21 protein-coding genes are annotated in these 24,307 nt (G+C 39.1%); 6 read left to right on the forward strand and 15 right to left on the reverse strand.

Translation table 11 applies throughout. The features are described from left to right. Positions 1–46: 46 nt before the first annotated feature. The 4 genes from cxpE (at position 47) to H7R46_RS04585 (ending at position 6,576) form a co-directional block, all read left to right on the forward strand. Complete coding sequence (cxpE, locus tag H7R46_RS04570; RefSeq protein ID WP_002118385.1) at positions 47–1,240, forward strand: chloramphenicol efflux transporter CxpE; 1,194 nt, start codon at positions 47–49, stop codon at positions 1,238–1,240. Positions 1,241–1,260: 20 nt separating this feature from the next. Next, positions 1,261–1,959, forward strand: coding sequence for a DnaA regulatory inactivator Hda (hda, locus tag H7R46_RS04575; RefSeq protein ID WP_005067752.1), 699 nt, complete (start codon positions 1,261–1,263; stop codon positions 1,957–1,959). Between the two features lie 334 nt (positions 1,960–2,293). Then, positions 2,294–4,144 (forward strand): rhombotarget A, encoded by a 1,851-nt coding sequence (gene rbtA, locus H7R46_RS04580; protein ID WP_005067754.1) that lies wholly within the window; start codon positions 2,294–2,296, stop codon positions 4,142–4,144. A gap of 14 nt (positions 4,145–4,158) precedes the next feature. Then, positions 4,159–6,576: a CSLREA domain-containing protein gene (locus tag H7R46_RS04585; protein WP_005067756.1), complete on the forward strand. Its 2,418-nt coding sequence runs from the start codon at positions 4,159–4,161 to the stop codon at positions 6,574–6,576. Between the two features lie 104 nt (positions 6,577–6,680). On the opposite strand, the gene H7R46_RS04590 is transcribed toward H7R46_RS04585, so the two are convergent. From H7R46_RS04590 to H7R46_RS04610, 5 genes are all read right to left on the reverse strand, one after another. Beyond that, positions 6,681–7,070, reverse strand: coding sequence for a DUF3106 domain-containing protein (locus H7R46_RS04590; RefSeq protein ID WP_002118619.1), 390 nt, complete (start codon positions 7,068–7,070; stop codon positions 6,681–6,683). Then, positions 7,060–7,380, reverse strand: coding sequence for a hypothetical protein (locus tag H7R46_RS04595; protein WP_002118556.1), 321 nt, complete (start codon positions 7,378–7,380; stop codon positions 7,060–7,062). The genes H7R46_RS04590 and H7R46_RS04595 overlap by 11 nt, the downstream gene beginning before the upstream one ends. After that, entirely contained in the window at positions 7,370–7,984 is a 615-nt protein-coding gene (locus tag H7R46_RS04600; RefSeq protein WP_002118814.1) for an RNA polymerase sigma factor, read from the reverse strand. The genes H7R46_RS04595 and H7R46_RS04600 overlap by 11 nt, the downstream gene beginning before the upstream one ends. A 159-nt stretch (positions 7,985–8,143) precedes the next feature. Next, the gene (locus H7R46_RS04605) at positions 8,144–8,920 is read right to left on the reverse strand and encodes a TrmH family RNA methyltransferase (protein WP_002118372.1); all 777 of its coding nucleotides are present in this window, start codon (positions 8,918–8,920) and stop codon (positions 8,144–8,146) included. Between the two features lie 59 nt (positions 8,921–8,979). Next, positions 8,980–9,951, reverse strand: coding sequence for a class 1 fructose-bisphosphatase (locus H7R46_RS04610; protein WP_002118934.1), 972 nt, complete (start codon positions 9,949–9,951; stop codon positions 8,980–8,982). Positions 9,952–10,136: 185 nt separating this feature from the next. Between H7R46_RS04610 and H7R46_RS04615 the strand changes: the two genes are divergently transcribed. Further along, entirely contained in the window at positions 10,137–10,322 is a 186-nt protein-coding gene (locus H7R46_RS04615) for an NF038105 family protein (protein ID WP_005067763.1), read from the forward strand. 51 nt (positions 10,323–10,373) lie between these two features. Here the strand turns inward: H7R46_RS04615 and pal are convergent, their stop codons facing one another. The 10 genes from pal to H7R46_RS04665 form a co-directional block, all read right to left on the reverse strand. After that, complete coding sequence (pal, locus tag H7R46_RS04620) at positions 10,374–10,934, reverse strand: peptidoglycan-associated lipoprotein Pal (RefSeq protein WP_005067766.1); 561 nt, start codon at positions 10,932–10,934, stop codon at positions 10,374–10,376. A 27-nt stretch (positions 10,935–10,961) separates the two neighbouring features. Then, the gene (gene tolB, locus H7R46_RS04625) at positions 10,962–12,242 is read right to left on the reverse strand and encodes a Tol-Pal system beta propeller repeat protein TolB (RefSeq protein WP_005067768.1); all 1,281 of its coding nucleotides are present in this window, start codon (positions 12,240–12,242) and stop codon (positions 10,962–10,964) included. A 93-nt stretch (positions 12,243–12,335) separates the two neighbouring features. Beyond that, positions 12,336–13,736 (reverse strand): cell envelope integrity protein TolA, encoded by a 1,401-nt coding sequence (gene tolA, locus H7R46_RS04630; RefSeq protein WP_005067770.1) that lies wholly within the window; start codon positions 13,734–13,736, stop codon positions 12,336–12,338. A 3-nt stretch (positions 13,737–13,739) separates the two neighbouring features. After that, a complete protein-coding gene (tolR, locus tag H7R46_RS04635) occupies positions 13,740–14,192 on the reverse strand; it encodes a protein TolR (RefSeq protein ID WP_005067772.1) in 453 nt (150 codons plus the stop codon). Continuing rightward, complete coding sequence (tolQ, locus tag H7R46_RS04640) at positions 14,192–14,890, reverse strand: protein TolQ (RefSeq protein ID WP_016140259.1); 699 nt, start codon at positions 14,888–14,890, stop codon at positions 14,192–14,194. Before tolQ ends, tolR begins: the two co-directional genes overlap by 1 nt. Positions 14,891–14,914: 24 nt before the next feature. Then, the gene (ybgC, locus tag H7R46_RS04645) at positions 14,915–15,322 is read right to left on the reverse strand and encodes a tol-pal system-associated acyl-CoA thioesterase (RefSeq protein WP_004699892.1); all 408 of its coding nucleotides are present in this window, start codon (positions 15,320–15,322) and stop codon (positions 14,915–14,917) included. 213 nt (positions 15,323–15,535) lie between these two features. Further along, complete coding sequence (locus H7R46_RS04650; RefSeq protein WP_005067775.1) at positions 15,536–16,870, reverse strand: M20 family metallopeptidase; 1,335 nt, start codon at positions 16,868–16,870, stop codon at positions 15,536–15,538. 204 nt (positions 16,871–17,074) lie between these two features. After that, positions 17,075–18,079, reverse strand: coding sequence for a Holliday junction branch migration DNA helicase RuvB (gene ruvB / locus H7R46_RS04655; RefSeq protein WP_002052424.1), 1,005 nt, complete (start codon positions 18,077–18,079; stop codon positions 17,075–17,077). Positions 18,080–18,086: 7 nt separating this feature from the next. Continuing rightward, positions 18,087–18,686: a Holliday junction branch migration protein RuvA gene (gene ruvA / locus H7R46_RS04660; protein WP_005067777.1), complete on the reverse strand. Its 600-nt coding sequence runs from the start codon at positions 18,684–18,686 to the stop codon at positions 18,087–18,089. Between the two features lie 93 nt (positions 18,687–18,779). Further along, a complete protein-coding gene (locus tag H7R46_RS04665; RefSeq protein ID WP_005067780.1) occupies positions 18,780–20,120 on the reverse strand; it encodes a deoxyguanosinetriphosphate triphosphohydrolase in 1,341 nt (446 codons plus the stop codon). 309 nt (positions 20,121–20,429) lie between these two features. On the opposite strand from H7R46_RS04665, the gene purL reads away from it, so the two are divergent. After that, the gene (purL, locus tag H7R46_RS04670) at positions 20,430–24,263 is read left to right on the forward strand and encodes a phosphoribosylformylglycinamidine synthase (protein ID WP_005067782.1); all 3,834 of its coding nucleotides are present in this window, start codon (positions 20,430–20,432) and stop codon (positions 24,261–24,263) included. Positions 24,264–24,307: the final 44 nt, after the last annotated feature.

Consider the following 24,307-nt stretch of genomic DNA (forward strand, 5'->3'; position numbering starts at 1 on the left):
AATATTTTTTCATTTATAACGATTAAATCAAAAAAGGCTAGATTTTATGCAAGATCGTATACTGCGCCGTATTTTTTTACTCGCAGGTATTGTATTGCTGGTATGGGTGTTGTACTTACTCAAGCCTGTAGTCATTCCTTTTATCGGTGCTTTTTTCCTGGCTTATTTATTCAGTCCACTTGTTGATGTGCTGGTAAAAATGAAATTGCCTCGCTGGTTAGCAATTAGCGTGGTATTCGTCGGAATAGGTGTAACCTTAACTATTGCACTCTGGTATTTAGTTCCACTGATTTGGAAACAATTAGTTTATGCCCGAGATAGTATTCCAGCAGGTATTCACTGGATTAACGCTACCTTTTTACCTTGGGTGTCTTCAACATTTAATGTCCAGCAAATGGAAATTGACACAGAGCAGTTGTCTAAAGCTGTCATGGAATATGTCCAAACAAACTATAGCGCAGACAGCATTCAGGCAGTGTTATTAAAACTGGCTCAATCTGGTTTGAATTTTATTCAGATTGGTGGAACAGTTGTTTTAATTCCAATTATTGCTTTCTATTTCTTGCTTGATTGGGAGCGTATGTTACAAAACTTACGCCGTCTCATTCCGCGTCCATATGAAGCAACTACTTTACAGATCGTTGGTGAATGTCATAGCGTTTTAGGGGCATTTGTTAAAGGTCAGTTTCTGGTCATGCTATTGCTTGGCGTAGTGTATGCAGTTGGTTTACAACTCATCGGTTTGGAAGTTGGCCTGATTATTGGTATGGTGGCAGGGCTTGCTAGTATTATTCCTTATTTAGGTTTTGCCGTAGGTATTATTGCTGCTGTTATTGCCAGCCTGTTCCAGTTTGGCTTGGATTGGATGCATCTATTACTGGTTGGTATCGTCTTTATGATTGGTCAAGCGGTAGAAGGCTATATCCTACAGCCATTCCTACTAGGTGATAAAATTGGTTTGTCTCCTGTAGCAGTTGTTTTTGCAGTATTGGCAGGTGCACAGCTTGCAGGCTTCTTGGGAATGTTAATTGCATTGCCTGTTGCTGCGGTTATTGTAGTGTTGTTGAAGCATTTAAGAGAGAATTACGAAAGAAGCTCACTTTATGCTCCACCATCTACATTAGTGATCCAACATGGCGATATTGAGCAAATTCATGTACAAACGGAAAGTACTAAGCTTGATCTTGAAGTTAAAACACAGCAAGATACAGATGAACTAAAATCTCCTAACCAGAAATAATTTCAAGGTTAATTCAATATATGCGTCAACTCCAACTGGATATAGAACCTCAACTTGATGCCCGAATCAGTGATTTTTCGGGACCGGGTTGGGGGCATGTAGTCGATGCCGTGCGTCAACTACATGCTGGTCTGGTGAGTAGGTTCTATATTTACGGTGGAGCGGGGACGGGGAAAAGTCATTTACTTTCCGCAATTTGTGATTCTTATTTAGAAATAGGTAAATCTGCGATTAAAGTATCTTTGCTCGAACTGCTTGATGCACCTATTGAGGCAATTACGTCTTTAGAACATTATGATCTTGTTGCTTTGGATGATATTGAATCGATTGGTGGTGTGCCTCACTGGCAAAAAGCTGTTTTTCATTTAATGAATAATCATGAGGGACAACTCATATTCTCTTCGCGTGTAGCACCGATTGAATTAAAGCTGGAATTACCAGATTTACAATCACGACTTACACAAGCCGTTAGTGTAAAAGTGCCGAGTGGAAGTTTATATGCAGACCGCTATGCTTTGGTGACATCTGTAATGGCTAGACGGGGTATTCACTTTGACCAACAAATTGTTGACTACTTATTATTACATGGTCCTCATCAAGCATCTCTTTTACTGCAAACTGTTGCTCAGTTAGAAAAACTGCTCAAAGGCGAAAAAACAAAACTTTCTAATGCGACTTTAAGACAAATTTACGCTTTGATTGATGAATATCAACAGTAGACTTTCTAACTTAAGTTTGCTGTTTTGCTTAAATTAAACTCATACAATTAAAAAATGGCTTTCCCTACATAAATTTTTTATTTCAGAATAGTTATATTTATATCTTCTAAATTTTCTTTTAATTTTTTAATACGCCACTTTTTTGTATTTAAAAAACTTTTTTAGATCTACGAAGCTTTTTGTAATCTAGCTCAAAAATGACTCTACAGACCGACCAAAATGTCTTGAGAAATTCTACTTCCTGTGACAAAGTACGCACAAAGGATGCGATTGCAAAAGCGGAAATTTTGCAATATTGACAAAGAAAAATGAAAAAAGATGTAAGGAGATGGGTATGCTCAAACGGAGCATTGCTTTTGCTTTATTGGCTGCTGCTGGACACGCTTATTCTGCCGATATTCAAGTCACAACTACAACTGATGAAGACATTGATAACACGGTCTGTTCATTACGCGAGGCTGTCGAACTTTTAAATAAACTTAATTCAAGCGATTCTAAGATTGTTGCGTCTGTAAAAGATGGTTATCGTGGCTGTGCTAGTGGTGACTCAAATAATATTATTTTGCAAAGAGATAAAGAGTACACACTTAATGAAAAAATAAAGATAACAGCTCCTCTGACAATTAGTACTGCTAAAAATGATTCTACGCTAGTTGATACCGATCAACCAGGTTCGCATAACGCTACAATAAAAATGATTGGTACTGATCAGTTATTTAAAATTGATGATGAAAGTATTGAAAAAGCATCAATTTCTGTTTCGCTAACTGATCTTAATTTACAAGGTGCGGGTTTAAAATTTAAAGCCGTCACTGGTGGTTTGATTGATAATCATGAAATATTGAAAATTCAAAACTCTCGTTTAATTGATGGATACGCAGCTCAAGGGGGAGCAATTTATAATAGAGGATTGGTCACGAAAAGTGGCCAGACCTATGGGTTCGTCACAATTACCAATACTCTTATTCAAAATAATAAAGCAACACAAGGTGGAGTAATTTATAGTGAGCAGCCTTTGTATTTGATCACGCAGTCTGTGATTCGAGACAATGAAGTTAGTTCTGCTGCTGGATCACTTTTCTTCAGTGCAAATAAATTTGATGATGAAAGTACAGGGGGATATTTAAGCCAGCGTTCTACCGGTCTGAGTAACAGTACTTTTTTTCATAATAAAGTAGGTTTTATCGCAAATGTTCAAGATGGGATGTTTGTTAATAATATTACGATGATTAAAAATGATAAAGGATTATTTCTAGATGCTCCCCAAGGTAATGCTTCTATTTCAAATAGTGTTTTAGTTGGAAATACGATCAACTGCCAGGCTACTAGTGCCGATAAAGCAGTTATACAAAGTAATTTGGTGACAACAGAATGTAATAGAAATGCGACCTCTAAGCTCCCTAATATTCTTTATCCTGCTAATGAAAAATTAATAGCAGGTAGTACAGATGAGGGAGTATGCGATGTAACAGCGAAAGAAGGTTTATTTTGTCCTTTTAACACTCCTAAAGATAGTTTTTTAGGTTTTTTTAAACCTCGACTTTTAGAAAGTTATAATACTTTAGCTGACTCCTTAATTATTAATAAAGGTCGTTTATATAGTGACGGCACTTCAGTCGGATTAGCAAGCTGTGAAAGTGTTGATCAACGTGGGAAAAAACGTAGCGGTTATGATGAGCTATGTGATCTTGGCGCGATTGAATATATTTTAGATACTGAGATATCCTCAGTAGGTCAAGATATTAGATATGGCCAAGTTGCAAAATTTAATATTCTTGGTTCTCTAAGTGAAGCAGATTTAGTGACTCCAGCTACGTGTAAGCGATTGTTTGGCGAGCGAGCTGATGGAAAAGAATGGCAACCGGGATGCCTTAGAATTAAACAAAGTACAGACACACCAGTTTCTAAAGGCAGTATAACTTTAGATCAAAATGGAAATGTAATTTATACGCCAAATGGGAACTGGCATGGCGCGGATATTTTTAGTATTCAGGTTGTTACGAGTGTGTCTCGATTTAATGAAGGCGTAGAGTTTCAATATATCACTATCCCGACAAGAATTGTTCAGGATCCTTTATCTGGAATTGAAGACAAATCTGTCAGTACCGGAGGTGGAGGTAGTGTTGGTGGGGCCTTTATTTTAGGTTTATTAGGTTTAATTGCTTTACGCCGTTTCAAGTCATAATCAGGGATGAGACTATGAAAAATTATAAGAAGGCATTATTAGCGTTAGCTGTGCTTGCAAATATGCCACTTTTTGCTGATACCACAAATAAAAGAATTGAGGTCACAACTTTTGCTGATGAAGATGGTGAAAATACGAACGCATGTTCATTAAGAGAAGCTATTAAAGTTGCAGAAACTCGTAAATCCGCTTATGGGTGTACTGTATTTAGCCTCGATACTGATCAGGTAATTCAGTTAAAAGCTGGAACTTATACTTTAAATAAAGAATTGGTGCCCAATGCTAATATTTCTATTTATGGCTATGGTGAACGTGAAGAAGATAAAATTTGGTCAGAAAAGAATGTTTTAACAAATGACTATCCTGCTCTACCAGAACTTAAAACACGTATTAATGCTGCGGGCAAGTCGCGTATATTTAACACAGCGGAAAATCAAAAAGCTCTATTCCTGCAAAATATTATTATAGAAAATGGTATAGCTTCAAATCAAGGTGGGGCTATTTATGCGGGTGGTAATGTTACATTATTAAATTCTCAAATTTTAAACTCTCAAGCTCCAAAAGGTGGAGCTGTTTTTCTTGGTGGTAGCGGAGTAAATTTATCAATAACTCATTCCCTCTTGCAAGGCAATCAAGCAAGTACTGGTAGCGTGTTAGCTATGAGTTGTAAAAATGGTACTGAGTATGCCAAACGAGAGGTTACTCTTACATCCTCAAGTATTATCAAGAATGGTTCGAGCAATTCTGCTAGTACATTTGAATTTTGTGGCGAGCCGAAAGCTACTTTTACAATTAATACAATTGCTCAAAATATTGCCAGCACTGTAAATGGGGTTATTTTAAAATTTACAGGAGATGCGATTCCTGGTAATACAACAAATCCATCAACTATTTTAAGTGGTGGAAGTAGTTTAAAGCTACAAAATAACACTATTGTTGAAAATAACGCACATACAACTTTCCTATATGACAGTTTAGGTGGGAAAGAATTGAATTTTAATATAATTGGATACAATCCAGTTGGATATGCTTGTCGATATTTAGCAGGCTCAGCAGCTGATTTGAAGAACTCAGGTCTTAGATTATCTTTTAATGCACTAAATTTAAGTAATAATACTGATAAATGTGATTTACCAACAGAGGTACTTTCGTCAGCTAATAAGACAATTGATATTTCAGGTGTTCCATTTAACTCTTTACTTGAGCGCCATGAAAAAGCTGCAGCAGTAACTGGTTTTTTACCACTTTATTTTCCATTGGTAGCTGCTGGAAAAGAAGATTTAATAGATGTAGACCCTGAGGGTAAAGCTATATGCGCTGATATAGATCAACGTGGTTTAGCTCGACTCCCAACTAATAAACTATATTATCAGCCCGATAACATTGCTCGTAATAGCTGTGATATAGGTTCAGTAGAACTAATGAAATTAACTGCTGGTGATTTAAGAGGTTTAGGCAACAGCTCTCTCACTACTTTACTTGAGGGATACCAAACCCAGTATGATACTGCAGAAAAAAATCTCACTAATCCACTTTATTCATATTTGTGGAATGTCTTAAAAATAGATTTGGCAAATTATAAAAATCTTCTTGATCAAACTAAAGCAAATGCAAAATACCGAGCGATCTATATTGATTTGAAGGCAAATGGCTTACCTTTGCCAAATGAAGATAGTAGCCATCTTCTAAAGTTTTTTAATAGTACGGACTATAATATTAATCTTGAATCTGTTGGAACAGGATTGATAGATGACAAAGTTGCAAGCACGGAAAAAGACGATAAACTTTTTTGTGAGTGGAATAGTGCTTTACAGCAAATTATATTCTATCGGTCGGATGATATTACTACTCAAGCTGGTGACTACAACTATTGTAAATATACGATTAGTAGTAAAGATGGTTCTACTCAATCATCTGGTCTTTTAGAAGCACGATTTGATAATGTTGCACCTGTAGCAAGTGATAGTAAAGTTGTATTCCAATATTTAGCAAATGAAATAATTCCATTAAATTTACTTAAATACGCAAATGATGATGGAGATGGTCCAGCTAATACACTTATTACAAAGCCTAATAAACCTCAGTTTGCAGACTTGCCTATATATTTGCCAAGTAAAACTTCAAAAGATGGAATTTTTACAGTAGTTAAGGCAGATAGAGAAGGCCCTTGTCCAGGTGAAGATAAGGATAATACTTGTTATGGTGGTAATATTTATATTCAAGCTAAAAATAGTTTTAATAACTTCAATGATACATTAACTTATTACGTATATGATGCTGATAATAAAATTTCAAATGCAGGTACTATCAGTTTAGTGAGTAGTAATACTACTGCTGGAGGTGGTAATAGTGGAGGCGGTGGTGGCAGCTTAGGAATTTTATCTTTAGCATCGTTACTTGGTTTAGCAGCTTATAGACGCTACCGTAAATAAACGATATAAAATAAAAAAGCCTCCAATTGGAGGCTTTTTTATAAGAAATGAAATCAAAATAATTGAGTGATTAGATTTCACCTATTTAATCACTAAACAATAAATTAGTGCTCTAAATACTTATTCATGTATTCTTCACGAATTGCTGTTCTTTCTTCACCATTCGCTTTAAGCATCCGCTCACGTAAGTCTTTTCGCTCTTGCGTACTCATTTTTTGCCATGCTTCACGCATTTTTTGTTTTTCAGCTTCAGGAAGTTGAGTAAACCAGTCCATACGTTGCTGTAAGTTGGTGCTTTGATTCGCTGGTAGCTCTTTTAAACTCTGGTAACGTTTAATGACTGCACGTTGCTCTTCTTCGGAAAGGGCATCCCATGTGTCATCCACTTGTGCATTGGCATCTTTAGAAAAAATCCAAAAGCGTTCAAAACCTGCAAAACTTGTCTGCAAGAAACTTAATGAACACAGGATAAGCGCTAACTTTTTAGCTGCCATGTTGTACTTTATCCTCACCCAACACCATTAACATCTCTAAATCTTCCACCATTTGTGGAGATAATTTAGGATTAACGATTACTTGATTTTGTGGCTTATCCACAATCTCGACTGAGTTAGGCAGAATCACAAAACCTGTAATTGCTGCGGCAAGTGCGAAACCAGTCATTTTCCAGACACTATAATAAGAGGCTGGTTTTTGTTGAATATGGTCAAGCACATGATTCATGACCACTGTTTTATTTTTATGGTGATCTGCCAAACTATCAAGTTTGGATGTCACCTTTTTAGTGAAATCATCATGATTCATCAGAACCTCCCAAGGGATTTAAATGTGCCAAGTATTCTCTAAGTCCCTGAATTGCTCGGTGATAATGGGTTTTCACACTACCTTCGGTACAGTTCATGATCTGAGCTGTTGTATGGGTGTCAAACCCTTCCCACGCACGTAACATAAATGCCTGTTGTTGACGAACAGGTAGTTTTTCAATTGCTTCCCGAATTTCCTCTATCGTTACTGCTTGATCGAGAAAATCTGCAGGATTAATAGCTTTTTCATCAACTACATCGATAACTTCGTCGTCGTCATTATCCAGACTAACTTTTTTGAAGAATGAAAATGGGTTTGCTCTACGAGCTTCTTTGCGGCGCCAATCTTGAAGTTTGTTATTCAAAATAGTGTAGAACAGGGGATACCATTCTTCAGTACTTTTATCGGCATAAGATTTGTGTAAAGCAATAAATGCTTCTTGAACCAAATCCATCGCAATACCTTGTTGACCTTGGGTAGCACTCTCCATCATTACCAAAGCACGACCAGTAACATCTTGCATGAAAACTTTCAGGCGTTGCTCAGCCGTGCTGGCATGAGCACTAGATGTTTCCGATCGAGACTTTTTCGGTGCTAAATCCATGGAGATGGAAAATCCTGTCATTGGACATACCCACCTTATCTTCAATATATCTCTTATATAACGTTGAAAAGAGGTGGGAGGTTGACAACAATCGGTTATTTTTTACTAGTGTAATTGATTTTTTTCACAAATATGTGCGATGTAAAATAAATTAACGTTTTATTGGCGTTGGCGAACCATCTCAAAAAAACAAATAGATCCTGCAATTGCCACGTTTAATGACTCTTGTCCACCCGGTTGAGGAATAGTCACTGATTGTGCGTGATCTAACGCGTAATCGCTTGCACCTTGACCTTCATTTCCTAAAATCCACACACACGGTTTAGATAGGTCTTTTGAGTAAAGACTGGTTGAGCGATGAGAGCTAGTAACAAAAACCGGGATTTGAAATTTTGGAAGGATATCTGTCAGCTGGAAGTTTTCAAAACAATGTAAGCTAAAATGAGCGCCCATACCTGCTCTTAAAACTCGTGGTGACCAAAGTGATGCAGAGCCTTGGGTGCAAATGATTTGTTTAATATTTGCTGCTGCTGCTGAACGTAGAAGTGTACCTACGTTACCCGGATCTTGAATATTTTCTAGAATTAAGGTGTCTACATTGTAGTCGATAGTTGATGCAGTTTTAGGTAAATCAATAATCGCTAAACAAGGTAAGCTTGTACCTAATGTGCTCAAATCTCTATATAAAACTTCACTAATAACAAAAATATGGCCTTGATGTAGCTCTGTTATTTTCTTTAAATCTTCGTGTTCTAATGCTTGTTCTGTCGTGAATAAAGAAAAAATCTTCTTTTGCTGTTGTAACCACGCCAAACAAAGATGTGTGCCTTCAAGAACGGTTTGTTGGTGCTTTTTTCGGGCGTTACTGAGTTCGATTAATCCACGCAAATGTTTAATTTTTGCATTGTCTTTTGATTCTAAAAAAATAACCGCCATAAGAAAATATCCAACAAAAGGGCACCATCATACTATGATGCCCTAAGTAATTAAAATTATTAGTGGTAGCTTGTTACGCGTTCAACTTCATTTTTAGAACCAATGATTACAGGTACACGTTGGTGAAGTTCTGTAGGTTCAATCTCTAGAATGCGTACACGGCCAGTAGTTGATGCACCGCCTGCTTGTTCAATGAGCATACTCATTGGATTCGCTTCATACATTAAACGTAAACGACCTGCTTTTTTCGGATCTTTCAAGTCATATGGGTAAAGGAAAATACCACTACGACATAAAATACGGTGAATATCACCCACCATACATGCTACCCAGCGCATATTGAAATCTTTTTCACGAACAGATGTCTTGCCTGCGAGTAATTCATCAATATATTGTTTTACTGGTTGTTCCCAATGACGCTGGTTAGATGCATTAATAGCGAATTCTTGAGTGTCTGCTGGAACTTGGACATTCTCATTAGTAAGCAAGAAGGTTTGAGTTTCTGGATCTAAAGTAAAGAATGCTACGCCATTTCCTACAGTTAAAGCCATCATAGTTGATGGGCCATAAAGTACATAACCAGCAGCAACTTGCTGTGTGCCAGCTTGCATGAAATCGTTTGCTTGTGTTACTGCATTTTTTGCAGGCAAAATAGAGAAAATCGTACCTACACACATATTGATATCGATATTGCTTGAGCCATCTAATGGATCAAATAAAACGAGGTATTTACCATTTTCTTGTGCAGGTGTGAACTCATCAAGCTCTTCAGAAGCGAGACCGCCTACGTGCGGGTGTACTTTTAAAGCATCAATTAAATAGTCATTCGAAATCACATCAAGTTTTTTCTGTGTTTCACCCTGAACATTTTCATTGCCAGCACTACCTAAAATACCAGCTAGAGCACCTTTTTGTAATGCTTGGTCGATTGTTTTACAGGTCGTGGCAATAGTATCGATGACTTGAGCCAACTCAGGTGTTAGATTCCCTTTTTGTTGTTGTAAAAATTGGGACAAAGTGAGGTTGGACATAAAAAAACGCTCCTGTGCTTCAAGCATCAAAATGAGTCAGATAAATACGTGGCATATTCTAGATGAGAATGTCACAAAATAAAAATTATCTTACTTTATTTGTGTTGGATTTATGCTTACAAGCCCCAATTAAAATGGTATGTTGATTGCATTACAAAGGATTGTATATTTTTAGGAGAATCGAAATGACAACAAAGAAGTTTGATGCGACCCCCACGGCAGGTGAACCAATCAATCTAGATGAAATTTCGAAAGAAAATGTTCAGGAAGCTTGGAAAGATTATGAGGCAAAACCTGAATATAAAGATTTTAATAAGCATGATTTGATTGAGTCCATGCAACATCCTGAAGAAGACAAGAAATCTTCTTAAGTAATAAAAAAAACGCTCATATTATTATGAGCGTTTTTTTATGCATATCCCTTATTTTAATAAAGGAGGGACTGCTTCGTAATTAATCTCAACGCGGCGATTTTCTTTCCACGCTGATTCATCATGTCCCGCATTAACAGGAGCTTCTTTACCATAACTTACAGCTTCAAGTTGCTGCGGGTTTACACCATTGGTAATTAAATAGCTTTGTACAGCTTTAGCACGACGCTCACCTAAAGCCATGTTGTATTCACGTGTACCACGTTCATCTGTATGGCCTGTTAATGCAACTTTTGAATTTGCATTTGCGATAAGGAACTGAGCATGAGCTTGAAGTGTTTGGTAGTCTTCAGTAGATAAATCGCTGCTGTCATAATCAAAGTGAACAACGCGTTTAGCCAAAGCCGCTTTATTTGCGTCAGTTACACCTTTAGATGAAGCACCTGCCAAATTTTGAGCATTTAATGCAGCATCTTCACTTAAACCAGAAGTGTTTACCGTGCTTGGATTTGTACCAGTCGTGGTCGTCGCTGCAGGTTTACGGCTAGCACAGCCTGTCATTACGAGTGCTACGCTAAGAAAGGGTAGAGCTAAATACTTGATTGATTTCATGATCATCTCCGTCAATGGAATTAAAAGTTATTTTGGTGCCCAGGCTGGTTCACGTACTTCACCTTGTTCGCTTGGTAAATTCATACGGAAACGTCCATCAGTAGACATAATAGACAACAAGCCACGGTTGCCTTCACGAGTTGCGTAGACCACCATTTGCCCATTTGGTGAGAAACTTGGTGATTCATCTAAACTAGTTGGGGTAAGAATATTGGTGATGCCAGTATTAATGTCTTGAATTGCAACTTTATAACTGCTGCCACTTGGGCGATGAACAAGTGCAATCTTTTTGCCATCTGCACTCAGAGTTCCACGTGCATTAAATGACCCTTTAAATGTTAAACGCTTTACTGAACCATCAGCAAAGGTATAACGATAAATTTGGGCAGATCCACCACGGTCAGAAGTGAAAATAAAGGATTTTCCATCTGGTGTATAACGTGCTTCGGTATCAATTGCCGAGTCATTTGTCATGCGTTTGACTTGGCGAGTTGATAAATCCATTTGATAGATTTCAGGGTTGCCATTCATAGATGCTGTAAACAGCATTGATTGGCCATCTGGTGAGAAACTTGGTGCGCCGTTTAGACCTCGGAAACTGGTAAGAACTTCACGTGTTCCAGTTGATAAATCCTGTAAATAAATTGCTGGACGTTTAGTTTCAAAAGAAACATAAGCAATTTTTTTGGCATCTGGTGTCCATGCCGGAGAAAGAATTGGATCACGAGATGATAAAACGGTCTTTGGTTGTTCACCATCCGTATCTGCAATTTGTAGTGTATAACGCTCGGCAGGTGTTGCAGGGTTTCTTAGTACATATGCAATACGGCCACTAAAGTCACCTGGAATACCAGTAAGCGCTTGATAAATAGCATCACTTACCATATGGCCAGCCTGGCGTATGCGTGCAGCTGGTACATTTAAAAGTTCATTTAAAATGTATTGTTGCTTTTGTACATCATAAAGTTGGTAGTGAACTTCAAAACCTGTCGCTGTTTGTTTAATTTGTCCAGTAACTACATATGGAATACCAGCAGTTTGCCAGTCAGAAGCTTGAATCTGATTGATTGCAGCATTGGCAGGTAAGTTTTTAGATGAGCTTGTAAAGCGCCCAGAACGGTTTAAGTCTGTTTCAACAATAGGATAGAGCCCATTATCGTTGGTAAACGGGACAATAGCAATTTTGGGTGCCTGATCTGGAGCTTTAGCAATTTCCAGATATAACTGGGCAAAAGCAGTGGTAGAAGCAATAGGGCTTAAGGCTGTGATCAGTGCTAAAGATAGCAGGTGTTTGCGGCTCGTATTCATAAGTTTAAAGTCATAGCAGGTATTTTTGTGACTGTTGATTTTGTAGCATAGTTACATGCCTTAAACTATTTAAAGCATGTAACTCTTTCAAAATTATTGCGCTCTAAATGTAGAGCTAACACTTCTTGCTTCACGTCTTGCATCTGGATCTGATGGCATAGGATAGGGCGCTGCGGCTTGAATTGCAGCTTTAATACTTGCGTCTAAGGCATCATCACCACTTGAACGCGTGATCACAATAGAGTTAACGCTTCCCGAATCGGAGAGAGTGAAGCGAACACCAACTGTTTTACCACTACTGCCAGTTGGAACGTCCCAAGAGCGTCGAATTTTTTGTTCAAAATCGCGTCTAGCTGAAGAAGCAACTTTTTTAGCTTCAGCTTTCTTTTGAGCTTCTTCTTCTTGTGCTTTTTGAGCAGATGCAGCTTTGGCTTCGGCCTCTGCTTCAGCTTTACGCTTAGCATCGTCAGCAGCTTTTTGCTTGGCTTTAGCGTCAGCCTCAGCTTTGCGTTTAGCATCGTCAGCAGCCTTTTGCTGTTTGGCTTTCGCATCGGCCTCTGCTTTACGTTTAGCGTCATCAGCTTTTTGTTGCTTAGCTTTTGCATCGGCCTCAGCTTTACGTTTAGCTTCGTCAGCAGCTTTTTGTTGCTTAGCTTTAGCATCGGCTTCAGCTTTGCGTTTAGCGTCGTCTGCAGCTTTTTGCTGCTTGGCTTTAGCATCTGCTTCAGCTTTACGTTTAGCATCATCTGCAGCTTTTTGCTGTTTGGCTTTAGCAGCAGCTTCAGCTTTGCGTTTAGCGTCATCGGCAGCTTTTTGTTGCTTGGCTTTAGCATCTGCTTCAGCTTTTCGCTTAGCTTCTTGTTGTGCTTGAAGCTTAGCATTTTCGGCCTTTTGAGCTTCACGTTTTAATTTTGCATCAGCCTCAGCTTTACGTTTAGCGTCTTCAGCAGCTTTACGAGCTTCACTTTGCTCTTGCTTAGCTTTGGCATCTGCTTGAGCTTTTGCCGTTTGTTCGGCCTTACGCTTTTGTTCGGCTTCTGATTTTGCTTTAGCTTCAGCCTGCTGTTTTTGTATTTCCTCTTTACGTTGCTGTTCCGCTGCTTGTTTCATTTTTGCAGCTTCTTCAGCTTTACGTTTTTGCTCAGCTAACTTAGCTTGTTGTGCCTGTTCGGCCTTTTGCTGTTGGGCAGCAAGTTGTTGAGCTGTTGGAGGAGGAGGCGTAGTCGGAAGATTTTGAGGAAGCGTTTCATCCACAACAGAGGCTAATACCTCTTTTGCTTCATTGGTAGCTGTAGTCTCTTGTTCAACTTCTTTTGCTAAAGGAGGAGGCAAATCTTCTGGCTTAACTAAAATAGTTGTTAGCTTTTTTGGCTGTTCAGGTGGTTTACTCAAGCCTAAAAAAAGCAAGCCAACAATGGCAATTGCATGAACTCCGAGTGTAAAGCTCAATGCAATCGCATTTTGTTTAAAGGGCGGCTTTTGATTTTTGTTCATAGCTTATTTTAAAGGCTCTGTCAGAAGGCCAACTTGAGTTAAACCTGCTTCTTGTAAACTCGCCATCAATGATACGACTTCTCCATAAGGACGAGACTTATCACCATTGACTAAAACTGTGAGTTGTTTGTTTTCTTGTTCAGCTTGTTTTTGAGCATCGCTTAAAACTTCTTCAAGCTTTTCACGAGATAATGGTTCATTATCTTTGTAATCTTCATACTGAAGATAAATATTGCCATCTTTGCCAATTGTTACCATGGCTGGCATATCTTTTGATTCGATTGGATGGTTATTTGCTTGAGGTAAATCGACCTTGATACCACTGGTAATCATAGGGGCAGTTACCATAAAAATAACCAAAAGCACGAGCATAACGTCAATATAAGGTACGACGTTCATATCACTTTTTAATGGTTTTTTTATGCGCTCAAAGCGCCCTGAACGCTGAATTGCCATTATGCATCTTCCTGTGATGAACCCACAGATTGACGTTGCAATAAAGCAATCATCTCTTCAGCAAATAAAGCGCGATCAGAATAAACACTTTCACTTTTAGCAGTGAAATGGTTAAAAGCTAATACAGCAGGAATTGCGGCAAACAAACCAATTGCAGTTGCAATAAGTGCTTCGGCAATACCCGGTGCAACAGTTGCTAGAGTTACCTGATCAACCGCAGCTAAACCGATAAAGGCATTCATAATACCCCAAACAGTACCGAATAGACCGATGTACGGTGCTACAGAACCGATACTTGCTAAAGTACCTAAGCCGTATTCTAAATGGCTCTGATCACGACTCAAACCTACACGCAAAATACGTTCAGTGCCTTCAATTGTTTGTGAAACAGGAGCCTGACGCTTTTTAAGTTTAAAAAATTCGCTCAACCCTTGATAAAAAATATCTTCAAGCCCAGAGCGCTTTGAGTTGAGTTGAGCATTGTTATAAAGCGTATTGAGTTCGGCACCAGACCAGAACATTTTTTGGAAATGTTCATCGTCTTGATGTGCTTTTTTATAACTCATATGTAACTTGGCAATCAGATACCAACTAAAGATCGATGCTAACAATAAAATTAGCATGACCAACTGAACGACTGGACTTGCTTGTAAAATAAGGTCAGAAATATGCAGGGTTGATTCAATGTTTGTTGCCATAGGTTACATATGCCGGTTGTTTTTTTAGTCTTGTTCCAATTCTTTACGAATAAGATCACGTATTTCTTCTGGAAGACGACGAGCTACAAGTTCTTTACTTAAACATGCCAACTCAACCTCGCCAGAAGCAAGCAAGATTTCACCACGATAAATATTTTGTTGCAACACAAATGACGCAGCTTTACATGAAACTACACGTGCTGTAACAGTAATTAAATCATCCATTAAAATAGGACGCATGTATTTTACGTCAATTTTGTGTACGACAAAGTTGTAGTCTTTTTGATGCCAGTAATGATCAACGCCAGAAGCACGGAGCCATTCAGTACGGGTACGTTCCATATAGCGAATATGGTTGGCATGGTAAACAATACCACCTGCGTCCGTATCTTCAATATAAACACGAATGTTGAATTCAAAATGATTCGCCATGAGAGTATTCCGTTTTTAGTTCACTATAGAGCTTTATATTTAAAATATGGATTTGAATAAAACATCAGCTCTATTCAACAGCCATACATCTGCTTTTAAATACGGGGCAGTTTAGCAGATTGCATACTAAGTCCTATGGCACAACCTTTCAATTGCGGTTGCTGTATTTCTAATCTAAAAACGCTACATCTTATGGCTAGCAAGCTTTTTAAGTTAAGAGGGCTTCCATGAAGTTTGAACTTGTTTTGATATATTCGGATAATCTAATACGAATCTTACATGTAGCTCGGTCCCAGTTTTTAAAGCCTTGTTATCTACAATAAAATAAGGGCTATGATTTGGTGCCGCCTGAGTTAAGTTCTGATTTTCTGGTGTTGCACCCAAGAAAACAAAGAATGACGGCATTAACTTGCCATAATAGGCAAAATCTTCACTTGCGCTTGCATTATGATCTAGAACATGAAGTTTTGAAGCGCCAACAACTTTGGCTAATGTAGGTTGAATAAATTGAGTAAGTGCCTTGTCGTTCATGGTTACTGGAGCATAAGGAGCAATTTCAACTTTGGCAGTCACGTCGTTGGCTTGAGCGTTATGCTCTATCATGGTGGGTAAACTTTTTAAGATATTTGCCCGTATCTGTTCGTTGTTAGAGCGAATGGTTCCGATCATATTGACTTGTTCTGGAATCACATTTCCTGCTGTACCACCTTGAATGTTACCGATGCTGACGACGCCCATGCCTTGGGTGAGATCAGTTCTTCGACTAATAAGACTCTGTAAATTATTAATCATTTGTGCCGATGCATAAATCGGATCTCTGCCTAGCCAAGGTGTTGAACCATGCACCTGCTTGCCGTTGACCTGAATCCGTAAGTGGTCTGCACTATTTAAAATAGCGCCATCTTTATAATAAAGGTGTCCACTTTGCATACCAGATATGACATGCATGCCAAAAATAGCTTCGGGTTTATAGTCTTTAAAGGCACCATCTGCGATCATTTTCCGTGAGCCGATTTGATCACCCTGTGTGAAGTTATCTATATCTGCTCCACCTTCTTCAGCAGGTTGAAAAACAAAGACAACTGTGCCCGATATTTTATCCTTATTGGCTGCTAGAATTTTTGCTGCCCCTAATAGCATTGCGGTGTGTGCATCATGTCCACAAGCATGCATCACATAAGTTTCTTTACCTTGATAAATTGCTTTTTGTTTACTAGCAAATGGCACACCACTTTTTTCTTCCATAGGTAGTGCATCCATATCGGCTCTAAGTGCAATAATAGGGCCGGGTTTATTCCCTTTTAAAATGCCAATAACACCTGTTTTCGCATAACCTGTTTTGACCTGAATGCCATAGGACTTTAATTCTTTTTGAACTAGTGCAGATGTTTTAAATTCCATATTGCCAAGTTCAGGATGCTCATGAATATGTTGTCTTAATTGAATTACCTGATTTTCATTTTGTTGTGCAGCATCTTTTACCCAATCTGCTAGGCTCAGCTGGCTCATTAAAGCGAGTGGAAAAATCAAAGCGGCTTTTTTGTACATATCCTTATCCTAAAAATATTATTGTTCATAAGATTTGCTATCTAGATTTCTTATAATTCAGTTTTTAAAAATATTAAAAAATCAATAAGGTATAAATAAAGACTTAAAAGGTATAGAGTGGCTAATTTATTGATAAGACAATTATTATTTTAATTGGATAGAGAGATTAAATTAAAAAAGGAAGAGAAAATTCTCTTCCTTTGATTAGTTTTTAGGCTCAGGTGGTGTCATTCCAAACTGTAAATAAGATTGGTTGGTTGCAATCCGACCTCGTGCAGTACGCATGACATAACCTTGTTGAATTAAATAAGGTTCAATCACATCTTCAAGCGTACCGCTGTCTTCAGCCATCGCTGCTGCAAGCGCTTCAACTCCAGCAGGACCGCCATCAAAACGCTCGAGTAGCATGCTCAAGTAACGTCGGTCTAAGGTATCTAAGCCAGCTTTATCAACATTGAGCATATCAAGCGCGCGCTGCGCCATTTCATGGGTCACTTCACCTGTGCCTTTCACTTGTGCATAGTCACGAACACGTCTTAATAAACGGTTAGCGATACGAGGTGTTCCTCGTGATCGGCGTGCTACTTCTTCTGCGCCTTCAACTGTAATGGGTACATCCATTAAGTTTGCAGAGCGTGACACAATGTGAGTCAAGTCTTCTACAGAGTAAAACTCAAGACGTTGTACAATACCGAAGCGATCACGTAGTGGTGAGGTCAACAAGCCTGCACGTGTGGTGGCAGCGACAAGTGTAAAAGGCGGTAAATCGAGTTTAATTGAACGAGCAGCAGGGCCTTCACCAATCATGATGTCAAGTTGGTAATCTTCCATCGCTGGATAGAGGATTTCTTCAATCACTGGAGAAAGACGATGAATCTCATCAATAAATAAAACATCGCCTTCTTCAAGGTTAGTCAGCATTGCTGCTAAATCACCCGCACGTTCTAATACCGGTCCTGAAGTAGATTTGAGGTTACCACCCATTTCACGGGCAATAATATTAGCAAGTGTGGTTTTACCTAAACCCGGCGGACCAAAAATCAGTGTATGGTCGAGAGCTTCACCACGACCACGAGCAGCACCAATGAAAATTTCCATTTGCTCGCGTACGACTGGTTGCCCAATATAGTCGGCAAGAGAAGTTGGTCGAATAGCCCGGTCAAAATGATCTTCAGGTTTTTCTGTTCCACTGATTAGACGATCTTGCATATGTGTTTTACTTCATCATGGATTTAAGAGCAGCACGAATAATATCGGCTGATTCAGTGTAATCGGCTTTAACCGCAGCTACAGCTTTTTGTGCTTCAAGTGGCTTATAACCTAAAGATTGCAGCGCAGCTTCTGCTTCTGCAACAGGAGAGTTTGCAGCAAATTGAATTTGAGGCATGGCCGCCGCAGTTGAAGTGCCTTGAGCCAAGGTTTTAAAACGGTCACGAAGTTCGATCATTAAACGTTCAGCTGTTTTTTTACCAACGCCCGGAACTTTGACCAGCGTATTAATATCATCATGTTCAATAGTGTGAACCAATAGCTCAACGCTTAGTGTTGATAGAATACCTAATGCCATTTTCGGACCGACACCATTTACTTTTAATAAGGTGCGGAAAATTGTTTTTTCTTGAGCATCACTAAAACCGTAGAGTTGTTGAGCATCTTCACGAACAACCAAATGCGTCCATAACGTAACTTTCTGGCCTTTTTGTAATTGGCAGAATGTTGAAAGTGGCGTATCAATTTCATAACCCACACCGTTTACATTGAGTAAGACAGTAGGGGCTTCTAGGGCAAACACTTCGCCAATTAAACATCCGATCATAGCGTAATTTCACTTATTCATAACTGTAAATCTGGTCGTTCTAAAATGAATTGAAAACGACACTAGTTTTATTTCTTTCTATATCAAGCCAGCTTAAAACAAACCTATTTTATTGCCTTGTAACTCTTGCGCCAAGCTATAAGCCTGATGATCTGAGAACTTACTGATAATATCGAGGACTTGCATGATATTGCTGTAGTGATTATTGCTAAAGTTAGCACCGTATAGGTTAAGGATAGACATTAAACGTTGTTCTTTAAAGCTTAAAGATTTATGCGGCGTTGTGAGTGGTACAAATGCATCCAAAATCGTTTGTAAACTCTGATGTGCAATAATTTCTAAACCCGACTTTTGTGGGTGCTCAAAAATTTTATCACGTGCCAGATTTTTGGCAGTTTCGATACCAATTGCAATATCGGGTGAACAATATTGCAAAAGATTGCCTTTAAGCTGACCTGTAATGATTTCATAGTGATTTTTAGCAAAAGCCGTAGTGACTTCATCAACAAGACGTTTCATGACTCGACCACGTAATGCTGAGATCTTTTGTTGCCATGTACTGTTTGGATGAGACAACTCTTCAGGTTGACCATAGTCGGCAATAAGATTTAGGAATATTGGTTCAACTTCTTGGTAACTCAGCATATTCAAGACAATGCCATCTTCTAAATCAATGAGGGCATAGCAAATGTCATCAGCAGCTTCTAGCAGGTAAGTGAGTGGATGACGGCAATAATGATATTCGCCGAGTTGAATCAATCCAAGTTGTTCCGCAATCTGTTTTAAAATTTCTTTTTCAGACTGATAACAACCAAACTTTGCTCTTTGATGGGAAGGGCGGTCACCCTGAGAAGCAATTGTTTTTGAAAGCCATGGATATTTTAGATAAGCACCTAAAGTTGCATAAGTTAAGCGCATACCACCATCATTTGGATGATAATCAATGCGACTTAATAGACGTAATCCTTGAGCATTACCTTCAAACTGACGAACGTCAGCTTCTTCTTCGGGGCTTAATTTTTTTAAAAAATCATCATGTGAGGCATCATCGAACCATTCGCGAATTGCATATTCACCCGCATGTCCGAAAGGGGGATTACCTATATCGTGGGCCAGACAAGCTGCTTGAATAATTGCCCCAACATCGGCAGGTGAAATCCACACTGGTAATTCATCTTTTATTTTTTCTGCGGCAAGCATACCCATTGAGCGACCAATGCAGGAAACTTCAAGGGAGTGTGTTAAGCGGGTATGAATGCCATCATGCTGTGCTAAAGGGTGAACCTGTGTCTTACGGTTTAACTGACGAAAACTTTGAGAAAATATAATGCGGTCATAATCTTTATGGAATGGGCTACGAGCCAGTTCTGTACTACTTTTTTTGCTACCTAAACGAACTGCAGAAAGCAGTTCTAACCAACGCATTTGTTCCATTTATCATTATTCAAAACTATAAAACCTGATCATGCCAAAAAAAACTTAAAAGCACTAGCTTGGTGCGACATAGTTTGTCTTAGTTCGGGTTTTATTATGTTATTGAATAAACATGCAACAATTTATTTTTAGCAGGAATGACTAAAAAAATGATTTTGAACAAAAAACAAATCACTTCTTGCAGAATTAGGTTACAGAATACTGATTCTACATCTAGCTGATTTTACCAAGAAGCAGTAGAATATGCGCTCTCTCTAAAGTCACATTGCGGTAAGGTTCACAAGACCTGCCCGTGGAGCCAAAATCAACATGTTTATCGTGGCCGGTGCAGCAGCACATTCTTCTTTTAAGAAAGCTCAACTATTAACACGTTTATCGTCAATTAGTTCTGTTCAATCTTTTGACAGCCAATGGGTCTATTTGTTTGATCAAGCGCTCAACGAGCAGCAACATCAATCTGCTTTGCAATTATTGAATGACGGTGAGTCTTTTGAACTTCGTCAATCTGCAAGTGATGAGATTCAGATTTTAGTTACACCACGTGTGGGTACTATTTCACCTTGGTCTTCTAAAGCAACTGATATTTTCAAAAACTGTAATACGCCAGTACACCGTTTAGAACGTGGTCTTTTATTCACGTTAAAAGGCGTTACTGAAATTACGAATGAAGTTAAACAAGTACTTCACGACCGTATGACAGAAACAGTTTTTGCTCAAATTGAAGATGCAAAAGCATTATTTTCAGAAACAGCTCCAAAACCATTAAATTCAATTGATATCTTGGGCCAAGGCAAAGAAGCTTTGGTTAAAGCGAACAATGAATTCGGTTTTGCGTTATCTGAACAAGAAATTGATTATTTAACAGAAGCATTCGGTAAGCTTGGTCGTAATCCAAATGATATCGAATTGATGATGTTTGCACAGGCAAACTCTGAACACTGTCGTCATAAAATCTTCGGTTCTGAATGGACAATTGATGGTGAAAAACAACCATTATCATTGTTCCAGATGATTAAAAACACTTACAAAGAATCACCAACTGACGTTTTATCTGCATACAAAGATAATGCTTCAGTAATTGTAGGTTATGACACGATGCGTTTTTATCCAAAAGCGGATGAAAATGGTCACTTTGTTTATAAATATAAGAGCCAAGCAGCTCATATTTTAATGAAGGTTGAAACTCATAACCACCCAACAGCAATTTCTCCATTTGCTGGTGCTGCAACTGGTTCAGGCGGTGAAATCCGTGATGAAGGTGCAACTGGTCGTGGTGGTAAACCAAAAGCTGGTTTAACGGGCTTTACAGTTTCTAACTTAAATATTCCTGGTTTTGAGCAACCTTGGGAAGAAAACTACGGTAAACCTTCACGTATGGCATCGCCATTACAAATCATGATTGAAGGTCCATTAGGTGGCGCGGCATTTAATAACGAATTCGGCCGTCCTGCATTAAATGGTTATTTCCGTACTTTCGAACAGAATGTAAATGGTGAAGTCAAGGGCTTCCATAAGCCAATCATGATTGCTGGTGGTTATGGTAACATTCGTCCTGACCATGTAGAAAAAGATGCGATTCAACCAGGTGACTTGCTCATTGTATTGGGTGGCCCTGCAATGTTAATCGGTCTTGGCGGCGGTGCAGCATCTTCTGTAGATAGCGGTACAATGGGTGAAAGCCTTGATTTCGCATCTGTACAACGTGAAAACCCAGAAATGGAACGCCGTTGTCAAGAAGTGATCGATACATGCTGGCGCTTAGAAGACTTCAACCCAATCGTTTCTGTACACGACGTTGGTGCGGGTGGTCTATCAAATGCTATGCCTGAACTTGTGAATGACCATGAGTTAGGTGCAGTTCTTAACCTTCGTAAGATTCCTTCATTAGAACCGGGCATGAGCCCAATGGAAATCTGGTCAAACGAAGCACAAGAGCGTTATGTTCTTGCAATTCGTCCAGAGTCTTTAGAACAGTTCGAATCAATCTGTGCTCGTGAACGTTGTCCATTTGCCGTGTTAGGTGAAGCAACTGAAGCTCGTCATTTAACTGTTGAAGATCCATTGTTCCAGAACAATGCAGTTGATATCCCAATGCAAGTAATGCTTGGTGGTACACCGCGTATGCAACGTTCTTATGAAACAATTGAGCGTAAAGGTAACGAGTTTGACGCTTCAAAAGTTGATTTGAAAGATGCGATTTTCCGTGTATTGAAAAATCCTACAGTTGCTTCTAAATCATTCTTGATCACCATTGGTGACCGCTCAATTACAGGTATGGTTGCACGTGATCAAATGGTTGGTCGTTGGCAGATTCCTGTTGCGGATGCAGCAGTAACGACGACAAGCTTACAAGGCTTCACTGGTGAAGCAATGGCGATGGGTGAACGTCCACCAGTTGCATTGTTAAATCCAGCAGCATCTGCTCGTTTGGCAGTTGCTGAAGCAATTACTAATATTGCATGTGCAAACATTGAACAAATTAGCGATATAAAACTTTCTGCAAACTGGATGGCTGCTGCTGGTCAAAAAGGTGAAGACCAAGCGTTGTTTGAAGGTGTAAAAGCGATTGGTATGGAAATGTGTCCTGCTTTAGGAATTGCGATTCCTGTAGGTAAAGACTCACTTTCAATGCGTACCACTTGGAACGAAAACGGCGAAGACAAAGCTGTAACATCTCCAATGACTGGTGTAATTACTGCATTTGCTCCAGTAACAGATGTTCGTAAAACTTTAACACCTGAACTTAAGAATTTAGAAGATTCAGTACTTGTACGTATTGATTTATCTAAAGGCCAATTCCGTTTAGGTGGTTCGATTCTTGCGCAAGTATATAAAGCAATCGGTTCAATCACTCCAGACGTTGATAGTTTTGATGATTTCAAAGCGTTCTTTGCTTTAATTCAAGATTGGAACAACCGTGGCTTGATTCAAGCTTACCATGACATCGGTGATGGTGGTTTACTCGCAACTGTTGCTGAAATGATGTTCGCTGCACGTTTAGGTGTTGCATTAGAAGACCAAACTCCAGCAAGTTTGTTTGCTGAAGAAATTGGTACAGTAGTTCAAATCAAAGCAACTGATTGGGACGCTTTACAAGCAGAAGTTGCTGCATCTAGCTTAAAAGATGCAATTGCTGTAGTTGGTCGTGTAAACAACACAGATCAATTATCTGTAAACGGTTTGACTCTAGAGCGTGCAGAATTGCAACAAGCTTGGTCTGAAGTATCTCATCAGATCCAACGTTTACGTGATAACGTTGAAACTGCTGACCAAGAATTTGCTTTAATTACTGATAAATCACATCAAGGTTTAATTGCTAAACCAACATTTGACTTGAATGAACCTATCGAAGCACCTTTCATTAACACACGTCGTCCTAATATGGCGATCTTGCGTGAGCAAGGTGTAAATGGTCATATTGAGATGGCAGCAGCCTTTGATAAGGTTGGTTTCAATACCGTTGACGTGCACATGAGTGATTTACTTGCTGGTCGCGTTAGCCTAAGTGATTTTGAAGGTTTAGTGACTTGTGGCGGTTTCTCTTACGGTGACGTAATGGGTGCTGGCGGAGGCTGGGCAAAATCTGTATTGTTCAATGCGAAATTACGTGATCAGTTTGAACAGTTCTTCCATCGTGAAGACACGTTTAGCTTAGGTATCTGTAATGGTTGCCAAATGTTGTCACAATTAGCGCCACTTATTCCAGGTGCTGAACACTGGCCACGTTTCCACCGCAATATGTCAGAAGTCTTTGAAGCACGTAGCGTAAACGTTCGTGTTGAAAAATCTGTTTCTGTATTGCTTAATGGAATGGAAGGTTCGATTTTACCGATTGCTGTAGCACACGGTGAAGGTCGTGCAGTTGCGAGTGAAGCTGATATTGCAGGCTTGAATGCAGCGAATCAAGTTGCTTTGCGTTATGTTGACAGCCATGGTAACCCGACTCAACATTATCCATTGAACCCGAATGGTTCACCTGAAGCGATTACTGGTGTAACGTCTAAAGATGGTCGTGCAACGATTATGATGCCACACCCAGAGCGTACTTTCCGTGCAATTCAACACTCTTGGAGTCCAGAAGAATGGACTGAAGATGGTGCATGGTTACGTATGTTCCGTAATGCACGTAAGTTTATCGGTTAATATAAAAGTTGAAATAAGCCACCGTAAGGTGGCTTATTTATATG

The organism is Acinetobacter sp. BEC1-S18-ESBL-01 (assembly GCF_014169935.1).
In the GTDB taxonomy this organism is placed as follows: Bacteria; Pseudomonadota; Gammaproteobacteria; order Pseudomonadales; family Moraxellaceae; genus Acinetobacter; species Acinetobacter pittii.

What these genes read in the sequence shown, in the direction of transcription:
- H7R46_RS04605 (WP_002118372.1), bottom strand. Translation starts at nt 8,920, where the DNA reads ATGGCGGTTATTTTTTTAGAATCAAAAGACAATGCAAAAATTAAACAT.
- cxpE (WP_002118385.1), top strand. Translation starts at nt 47, where the DNA reads ATGCAAGATCGTATACTGCGCCGTATTTTTTTACTCGCAGGTATTGTA.
- H7R46_RS04600 (WP_002118814.1), bottom strand. Translation starts at nt 7,984, where the DNA reads ATGGATTTAGCACCGAAAAAGTCTCGATCGGAAACATCTAGTGCTCAT.
- ybgC (WP_004699892.1), bottom strand. Translation starts at nt 15,322, where the DNA reads ATGGCGAATCATTTTGAATTCAACATTCGTGTTTATATTGAAGATACG.
- ruvB (WP_002052424.1), bottom strand. Translation starts at nt 18,079, where the DNA reads ATGCAAGATCGTCTAATCAGTGGAACAGAAAAACCTGAAGATCATTTT.
- tolR (WP_005067772.1), bottom strand. Translation starts at nt 14,192, where the DNA reads ATGGCAATTCAGCGTTCAGGGCGCTTTGAGCGCATAAAAAAACCATTA.
- H7R46_RS04595 (WP_002118556.1), bottom strand. Translation starts at nt 7,380, where the DNA reads ATGAATCATGATGATTTCACTAAAAAGGTGACATCCAAACTTGATAGT.
- tolB (WP_005067768.1), bottom strand. Translation starts at nt 12,242, where the DNA reads ATGAATACGAGCCGCAAACACCTGCTATCTTTAGCACTGATCACAGCC.
- rbtA (WP_005067754.1), top strand. Translation starts at nt 2,294, where the DNA reads ATGCTCAAACGGAGCATTGCTTTTGCTTTATTGGCTGCTGCTGGACAC.
- pal (WP_005067766.1), bottom strand. Translation starts at nt 10,934, where the DNA reads ATGAAATCAATCAAGTATTTAGCTCTACCCTTTCTTAGCGTAGCACTC.
- purL (WP_005067782.1), top strand. Translation starts at nt 20,430, where the DNA reads ATGTTTATCGTGGCCGGTGCAGCAGCACATTCTTCTTTTAAGAAAGCT.
- tolQ (WP_016140259.1), bottom strand. Translation starts at nt 14,890, where the DNA reads ATGGCAACAAACATTGAATCAACCCTGCATATTTCTGACCTTATTTTA.
- H7R46_RS04665 (WP_005067780.1), bottom strand. Translation starts at nt 20,120, where the DNA reads ATGGAACAAATGCGTTGGTTAGAACTGCTTTCTGCAGTTCGTTTAGGT.
- hda (WP_005067752.1), top strand. Translation starts at nt 1,261, where the DNA reads ATGCGTCAACTCCAACTGGATATAGAACCTCAACTTGATGCCCGAATC.
- H7R46_RS04650 (WP_005067775.1), bottom strand. Translation starts at nt 16,870, where the DNA reads ATGTACAAAAAAGCCGCTTTGATTTTTCCACTCGCTTTAATGAGCCAG.
- H7R46_RS04610 (WP_002118934.1), bottom strand. Translation starts at nt 9,951, where the DNA reads ATGTCCAACCTCACTTTGTCCCAATTTTTACAACAACAAAAAGGGAAT.
- tolA (WP_005067770.1), bottom strand. Translation starts at nt 13,736, where the DNA reads ATGAACAAAAATCAAAAGCCGCCCTTTAAACAAAATGCGATTGCATTG.
- H7R46_RS04585 (WP_005067756.1), top strand. Translation starts at nt 4,159, where the DNA reads ATGAAAAATTATAAGAAGGCATTATTAGCGTTAGCTGTGCTTGCAAAT.
- ruvA (WP_005067777.1), bottom strand. Translation starts at nt 18,686, where the DNA reads ATGATCGGATGTTTAATTGGCGAAGTGTTTGCCCTAGAAGCCCCTACT.
- H7R46_RS04590 (WP_002118619.1), bottom strand. Translation starts at nt 7,070, where the DNA reads ATGGCAGCTAAAAAGTTAGCGCTTATCCTGTGTTCATTAAGTTTCTTG.
- H7R46_RS04615 (WP_005067763.1), top strand. Translation starts at nt 10,137, where the DNA reads ATGACAACAAAGAAGTTTGATGCGACCCCCACGGCAGGTGAACCAATC.